Origin of the sequence: Roseomonas sp. HF4 (assembly GCF_005222755.1) — a bacterium.
In the GTDB taxonomy this organism is placed as follows: domain Bacteria; phylum Pseudomonadota; class Alphaproteobacteria; order Acetobacterales; family Acetobacteraceae; genus Neoroseomonas.
The window spans coordinates 1-7,320 of record NZ_STGD01000038.1 but is presented as its reverse complement, the minus strand read 5'-3'; the positions used below and the strand labels follow the sequence as shown (position 1 = coordinate 7,320).

The 7,320-nt window shown below is 67.3% G+C and carries 6 protein-coding genes and 2 pseudogenes; all 8 read right to left on the bottom strand.

Going from position 1 to position 7,320, the window contains the following annotated elements:
* Positions 1–204 (bottom strand): NAD(P)-binding protein (locus E8M80_RS25500; RefSeq protein ID WP_170979653.1); only part of this gene is annotated, 204 nt, incomplete at its 3' end.
* A gap of 133 nt (positions 205–337) precedes the next feature.
* A complete protein-coding gene (locus tag E8M80_RS25495) occupies positions 338–1,195 on the bottom strand; it encodes a class I SAM-dependent methyltransferase (protein ID WP_137128537.1) in 858 nt (285 codons plus the stop codon).
* A gap of 16 nt (positions 1,196–1,211) precedes the next feature.
* Positions 1,212–1,964 carry a substrate-binding domain-containing protein gene (locus E8M80_RS25490; protein ID WP_137128536.1) on the bottom strand — a complete coding sequence of 251 codons (753 nt, stop codon included), beginning with the start codon at positions 1,962–1,964 and terminating at the stop codon, positions 1,212–1,214.
* Positions 1,965–2,284: 320 nt separating this feature from the next.
* Positions 2,285–3,229, bottom strand: a complete 945-nt coding sequence (locus tag E8M80_RS25485; RefSeq protein WP_240790218.1) for a sulfotransferase domain-containing protein — start codon at positions 3,227–3,229, stop codon at positions 2,285–2,287.
* 383 nt (positions 3,230–3,612) lie between these two features.
* Positions 3,613–3,984 (bottom strand): annotated as a pseudogene (locus E8M80_RS25480) (2-dehydropantoate 2-reductase N-terminal domain-containing protein); the annotation flags it as partial.
* 36 nt (positions 3,985–4,020) lie between these two features.
* Positions 4,021–5,229 carry an MFS transporter gene (locus E8M80_RS25475; protein ID WP_137128534.1) on the bottom strand — a complete coding sequence of 403 codons (1,209 nt, stop codon included), beginning with the start codon at positions 5,227–5,229 and terminating at the stop codon, positions 4,021–4,023.
* A 264-nt stretch (positions 5,230–5,493) separates the two neighbouring features.
* Positions 5,494–6,741: an MFS transporter gene (locus E8M80_RS25470; RefSeq protein ID WP_137128533.1), complete on the bottom strand. Its 1,248-nt coding sequence runs from the start codon at positions 6,739–6,741 to the stop codon at positions 5,494–5,496.
* A 306-nt stretch (positions 6,742–7,047) separates the two neighbouring features.
* Positions 7,048–7,320: pseudogene (locus tag E8M80_RS25465) on the bottom strand (hypothetical protein); the annotation flags it as partial.

The window sequence follows — 7,320 nt, the reverse complement described above, 5'->3', positions numbered from 1 at the left end:
GTCATGGACAAGCGGATAGCCGGGCAAGCCAACAAGCAGGTTGGGGGTCTGGAAATGCAGTCCATCCCATCGTTCCGACAACCAACGCTCGGCGATCCTCCCCCGTTCCAGGATGCAGTTTTCCCGCCCGCGCTTCGACAGCGCGTGGCTCATCGCGAGCCCAGCCTGGCCCCCGCCGATGATCAGCGTATCGATCTGTTCCATGAAGACCACGCTGCATCAATTCCACCGATACTGTGTCGATCCGCAGGCGGGTAGTCGAGGGAAAGGTCACCGCCTGGACCACGCCCGACGCGACTATTGCGCAGGCTTCTCGACGGAAAATCCCCGCGGCCAGTCAAACGACGGCTCGGACCATCTGTTCCTGCAGTGACGCCTTCAGGCCATCGGTTCGACCTGAGAAGTAGCGCTTGTTGGCTTCTTCGGGGGACAGGTGGTGGGCTTGGGAAAACCCCATGGAGCGAAGCTTCGCCAAGAACTCGTCCGGCGCAGGTCGCGTGAGCCAAGGCTCACCAATGGCTGCGAACCGGGCCGCATAGGAGGCGGCCAGAGCCGCCTCGTCGCTGGGTAGAAGATGGTCGGGAAGAACGATGGTGAGAACCATCTCGCTGGACTTGGGCATCGAGAGGACGAACTTCACGGTAGAATCGAGAGCATCCGCCGCAAGATACTGGCTGACCCCGAGCATCGAGAAGAATGCGGGCCTGGAAGCGTCGAAGAAAGCCTGCCGAAGACCAGCGTCGAGAGTAGTGTTTTCAAAATCGACTGCCGTGAAGAAAACGTTGTCTGGGATGAAAATTCCGGCGTCGCGCAAGCGGCTTTGCTTCATTTTCTGGGTCGCGGGATGATCGACTTCGAATATGCGCAAGCGTTGGGCCCACGAAGGCTGGCGATAAGCAAAGGTGTCCAGTCCAGCACCCAGGATGACGTACTGCACGATGCCGGCCTGGGCGGCCTGAGCCAGGCAGTCCTCTACGAAACGGCTACGCAGGACGAAGTTAGTCAGTCGCAGCCGGACCGTTTCGGGCAACTGGGCGACAAGAGACACGCGAGTCCGAAACGCGTCGCTCTGCGTGTCGACGAGCAGCGCGGCGACCGGGTCATCCAGGACCCTCTCCTCTGCTGGCAACTGCTGGTGCAGCGCCCGCATGATGGCTGCTCCGTCCGCAGTCTGGCTGGGTTGGCGCGCGTCCATTGTGCATCCTCAACGGCTACTGCTTGACCCGACTGACATTTCCCAGATCGCTCGGCGATCCAGCCCTCCGATCGAGCCGCATCACGCCTGCGGCCGCCAGTTCGGTGTCGAGTTCCGTCCCCGCGAGGACATCCAGCACGTCGGCTGCGCCGGCCGCGCACGACGTGCTCAGGAATACCGCAATGTCGATCTGCGTACCGGCTGCGGCCGGGAAGATCGCCGCTGGAACCAGCCCCCGGCTCGACATGATCGTGGTGAGCGGCCCGACGGCAAGCTCCGTCTCGCCGGCCGCAACCGAGGCAACCGGTCCACCGGCGCCCATCGGCCTGCTCTTCGGCGCCGCTGCCTCCGAGAGGCCGAGCCGAGCCATCGCATCGAGGTAGGTACGTCCGCTCGTGCCATCGCCGGTGTAGGCGATGCTCTCGGCGCCACGCAGCAATGCTGCGATTTCCGCTTCGTCCGTCAGGACAGGAGCCTCCACGCCAGCCCGACGGCCGATGGCGAGCGGGATGCGGCCGAAGGGGCGTTGGCTCGCGCCGTCGGCGCGACCTGCCGCGACCAGCGCGTCCACGTAGGGCGGATTGGTCAGGCCGATGTCGTAGGCCTCTCCTGCCAGGATGCGCTCCGGGATCGCCGGGTTCAGGTCGAAAGCCGGCGCCAGCGCCCGCCCCGCGGCGGCCTCCAGGCGCGGAGCGAGCCGTTCGAAGATCGCGCGGATCGCCACCGGCACGAAGATGCGCAGCGCGCCTGCATCCCGTGGCATCGTCATGCGCCCTGGATGCCGGCCGCGGATCGGCCAACGACTAGGAGGTGGCAGTGGTTCATGTCGCGGACTCCGTGCTCATCAAGAGTACACACGCGGGATGAGGCCGTTGGCGGAGGCTCCCCACTCCAGCTCCTCGCAGAAATCGGGATGAGCGACGCGCATCATCGGCTTCGCCCGCTCGGTGACGGATTATCTCTTCAGCCAGACCATGCCCTATTCGGTCACGGCAAACATCTGCCGGGGTCTTGTCCATCGACCAGAGGGCAGGGACGAGCGGGTAGTCGCGGTCGTCGGACATGCGGCCCCTGGAGAGCAACCTCCACTCAATCCCGGATGTCGCGCGGGTCCCCCGCCGCCCGCCTGCCACCATCCACCCAGGCGGCGAGCCCCCGCGTGAACCGCTCGCGCACCTTCGCGTCATACAAGGCGAGGTCATCGTCGGTCAGCACGCCACGCCACCGATCGTTTTTGCCCTTGAAGAAGAAGCGATCCGCACCCCCCTCATGCGACCGATCCGCCTTGGGCAGCAGCCGCTTCCCGTCGCGCTTCATGGCCTCGAAGTCCGCGGCTTCGACCAGCGCAGGCCAGAGCTCGCCGGGGATGGCGATGCCGAGGAAGTCCGCGATGCGCCGCATCTCGCCGGCAAGGTCGGCCTTCAGGTCGGCGTAGTGGACCAAGAGGATGTCCGGCGACCGACGACCCTCCCACCACGACGCCTCGAAGGCGAAGAAGTCCGGCGCCACCTGGTCCGGCCCATGCGCCATCCACGCCCGGAAGAAGGCGCGCGGGTCGGCCGGCGCGCGCGGGTGCGGGCGCCCGATCGCCGGGTCGTCGAGGCCGACGCGATCGAACCGCGCCAGATTCTCCTGCGTGTAGCCGGTCAGGTGATCGTGCCAGGACAGGCACGCGTCGCGGCCATCCCGCGCGACGTGGATGTACTTCACGCCCTCGAAGATCGGCAGGCCGTCGAGCGGCAGGTGGGACTTGATGAACCGACGGTGCTCCTGCGCCTCCATGGCAGCGATTTCCGGCTCGATCGGTCCGCGTACCGTCATTTCGGGCCACGGAGACACGTCGTTGATCGGCCGCGGCTCGGGTGAGCGGAACACCAGCATGGAAACGATGCGTTGGGTCCAGGTCGTGCCGCATTTGGGGAAGGTGGCGATGAAGATGTCGTCGGCGCGGGGCCGGTAGGCGTCCAGCCGTCGGTTGTCAAAGATCCAGGAACGATACTCCCGGGTCGCCGGTCGCAGGAGCTTGGGCGGCATGCGGCATTCCCCGTCTCGGCGGCGCATCCCGCCCCTGGCGGGGCGCATCGGACCACCTGGATTTCGCTGACATGTCCCGGTTGCGCGGCCGATCTGGCCGCAGGACGGCGAGCGTATCGGCGATCCGGCGGTTCTTGCAACGGTGACGGGAGATGGGAGGCCGGATGGCGCGCGCGTCGAGTCTGATGGGTCGGAGGTCGTCGTCGGAATGATGATCCAGCCCTCATATCCTGCATGATCGCCTCGCTAGCGCGCGGGGCGAAGCCGGCGCCGTCGAACAGCGCCGAGACCGCGGCGGTGCGATCACTGAAGCCGCCGGCCCGCTCCCCGAACACCAGGTCATGCATCCGCAGCGGGTTGAGCACCCGGCCCTCAACGTCGAGCGTCGCGCTGATGAACGACATCCCGCCCAGCACGCGGTTGGCCCCGAAACGCTCTGCCAGGGCGTCGATGTGCGCGAGGCCGTTGAGGATCGGCAGGATTGCCGTCTCCGGCCCTACAGCGGTGGCGAACTGCTCCATCGCCTCAGCCAGGGAATACGCCTTGGTCGCCAGCAGGATCAGATCGAAGGGTCCGTCCAGGTCGTCCGTCGGGACGGTCCTGGCCTGCACGCTGAAGTTGCCATGCGGGCTGACCACCTGCAGGCCACCTCGCAACTGCTCGGCCCACTGCGGGCGCACCAGGAACGTCACGTCGCGCCCGGCCCGGGCCAGGCACGCCCCGAGAAATCCGCCCAGAGCACCCGCGCCGATCACCAGGATCCACACGCCGATATCCTGTCGGTTCGGCAGTCACACATCACTTGAAGCCGCCGCGCGAGCTTCGCGCAGCAGGCGCGGCGCAAGCAGCACCGCGGTCACCACGGCCTGTGCCGAGACGATGAGCAGCGCCAACATCCAGTCGCCGGACAGGCGCACGACGAAGGCGAACACCGCCGGCGCGACGAAGAAGGTCAGGAACGCCAGCAGCGAAAAGCCTGCCGTCGCTTCAGCCAGCCTGTCGGCCGGCGCGAGGCGCGCGAACTCCGCAAGTATGATCCCCGCGCAGGAGGTCCCGGTTGCTCCGACGACGGCCGAAAGGAGTGCGACAACAGGCAACGCCGCCGCACCCGCGAGCACCGCGAAGCCCGCGCCTGCCACGCCCGCCGTGCCGAGCATCAGCAACAGGACCACGATCGGCGCGCGCGTCCGGTCCGCGATCCAGGCCAGCACGACGCGCCCGGCGAAGCCGCCTGCCTGGAGGCACGCAAAGACAATGCCGGCCTCGGGCAGGGTATAGCCGTGGGCGGTGGTCAGCAGAGTGACCATGAACGCCGTGAAGCACCCCTGTACCGCCGCGAAGGTCGCACCGAGCACGGAGAGCGGCAGAAGCGCGGAGTGGCTGCGCAGCGCCGTGAACGGACCGGCCAGATTGCTCGGCGACAGAAGGGCACGAAGCCCGATCCGTCGGCCACCATCCCGGTCGGAATCAAGCCCGGCCCGGATCGGCTGCACCGCGGCTATGGAGCCCAACACGATCAGCGCTGCCAACAACAGGGCGACACGCCATCCGAACAGGATCGCCACGGGCGGCAGCGCCGTCGCGGCCAGGATGCCGCCGAGCGGAGTGCCGGCCTGCTTGACGGAGAAGATCAGCGTCCGGTGCTCCGGGGGCACCGCGCGGGCCAGGATACGGCTGCCGGCCGGAATGGTTGGACCATAGCCGAGACCCAGCACGAGCGCGCCAAGGAACAGAAGCGCTACCACACCGCTCGTCGCCAGCAGCGAACCGCAGACCGCCGCGGCGGCGCCGATCTGCAACATGCGAACAGGACCGAGGCGAAGAATGAGCGGTCCGCCGACGAGCAGGTAAACCGCCGTGCCGAGATTCGTCGTGCCCGCCAGGTAGCCGATGGTTTCCGGTGCCAGGCCGACTTCTGCCGTGAGCAGCGGCGCGATGACGGGCACCGCCTGTACCGCGACCATGATTGCGACCTGCATGCCGAAGGTGGCCGCCAGCACCAGGACCCACGGTGCGCGTGGAGAGGCCGGACCCGCATGCGACGCAGACACGCAACCCTCCCTCACGGACGGGTGATTACGTTACGCAGATTGTTCTCGCCGTTACAATCCTTGCCGCGGCGCAGTATTGGCGGCGTGCCGATTGATCCGCTCGGCCAGGATGTCGCGCTTGTCGTCGCGCCTTGCCAAGTATTCAGGCGCGAGATGTCGTCCGAGACGGACCGGGCATCATTCCCTGGCGTTGCTCAGCAATCACTCATCCATTCAAGCTGCCGCGCGCGCTTCGCGCAGCAATCGCGGCGCAAGCAGTACTGCGGTGACCACCGCCTGTGCCGCGACGATGAGCATCGGCAGCGTCCAGTCGCCTGAGAGGCGAACGACATAGGCGAAGGCCGCCGGCGCGGCGAAGTAGGTCAGGAACCCCAACAACGCGGCACCTGCCGTCGCTTCCGCCAGCCGGTCGGGGGGCGCAAGCCGCGCCATCTCCGCGAGCATGATCCCCTGGAAGGCGGTGCCCGTCATGCCAACGGCGGCCGCAGCGAGCGCCACGACGGGCATGGGCGCCACATTCGCGGCCACGGCGAAGACCGCGGCCGCCACGCCCGCCGCACCCAGCATCATCAGCAGAATCGCGATCGCCGCACCGGTACGGTCCGCGAGCCACGACAGCCCGATGCGCCCGGCGAAGCCGCCTGCTTGCATGCACGCAAACACGGTTCCGGCCTCAGCCAGGCTGTATCCATGCGCCGTGGTGAGCAGGGTGACCGTGAAGGCGAAGAAGCACCCCTGCACCACCGAAAAGGCGATAGCCATCCCGCAGAACGGTAACAGGACGGGGGCGCTGCGCAGCGCCGTGAACGGACCGGCCAGGTTGCGGGGCGACAGAAGGGCACGGAGCCCGATCCGTCGGCTGCCGTCCAGGTCGGTATCGAGGCCTGCACGCAGGGGCTGCACCGCCGCGATGGCGCCAAGCACGATCAGAGCAGCCAGCAGCAGGGCCGGACGCCAGCCGAACAGGATCGCCACCGGCGGCAGCGCCATGGCACTCAGGATGCCGCCGAGCGGAGCGCCGGCCTGCTTGACGGAGAAGATCAAGCTCCGGTGCTCTGGCGGCACCGTGCGGGCCAGGATGCGGCTGCCGGCCGGCACGGTTGGACCATTGCCGAGACCAAGCACGAAGGCGCCAAGGAAGAGCAGCGCGGCGAGGCCGCTTGTCGCCAGCAGCAAGGCGCAGACGGCAGCGGCGGCGCCGATCTGCAAAGTACGAACGGCGCCGAAGCGAAGGATAACCGGGCCGCCGACGAGCAGGTAGAGTACAGTGCCGAGATGCGCCGTGCCCGTCAGGTAGCCGATGGTCTCTGGCGCCAGGCCGGCTTCTTCCGTCAGCAGCGGCCCGATGACGGGGATCGCCTGTGCCGCGATCATGATCGCGACCTGCATGCCGAAGGTGGCCGCCAGCACCAAGACCCACGGTGCGCGTGGAGAGGCCGGACCCGCATGCGGCGCAGACATGCAACCTTCCTTCACGGACGGGTGATGACCTTACGCAGATTGGTTTGGCTGCCACAATGATTGCCGCAGCGCACGCAAGAACAGCACGGCGATTGATCCGCTCGGCCAGGGCGTCACGCTGGCCTTTGCGCTTTGGGCCGCTCCGCTGCGCGCGAGTGCGCGCGACCGCAGGCGCAAACTGGTCTGTCCCGAGAACGTCGCGGACACCGTCCACCCAGCACGGTGGCCGACCAGGGCGAGAGCGGGGCGCCCATTGGGACTGGCAGAGGTAGAGGGATTCAACCCGAGGGACAGTTTGGGCTTCAGCTATCCCAGCCGCGTTCGGCATAAGCCGATGCGCGTCCCCGCATCCAACGATCCCAATACTTCTCGACCCAAACCAGAACGGCCGTTCCCCACAAGGGCAACGGCCTTTTTGCTGTTTGGATCCTTGTCCGCGTCGGCCGCATGCAGGAAGGTCGCAAGGTCACCCCGCAGCGACACCGTGAACTCACCGCGCCGCTCCCCCGGAAAGACCAGGATCGCGTCGATCAGCGCGCGCAGCGCATCGGTCGCCGCCATCGCCGTTGCCTGATCGGC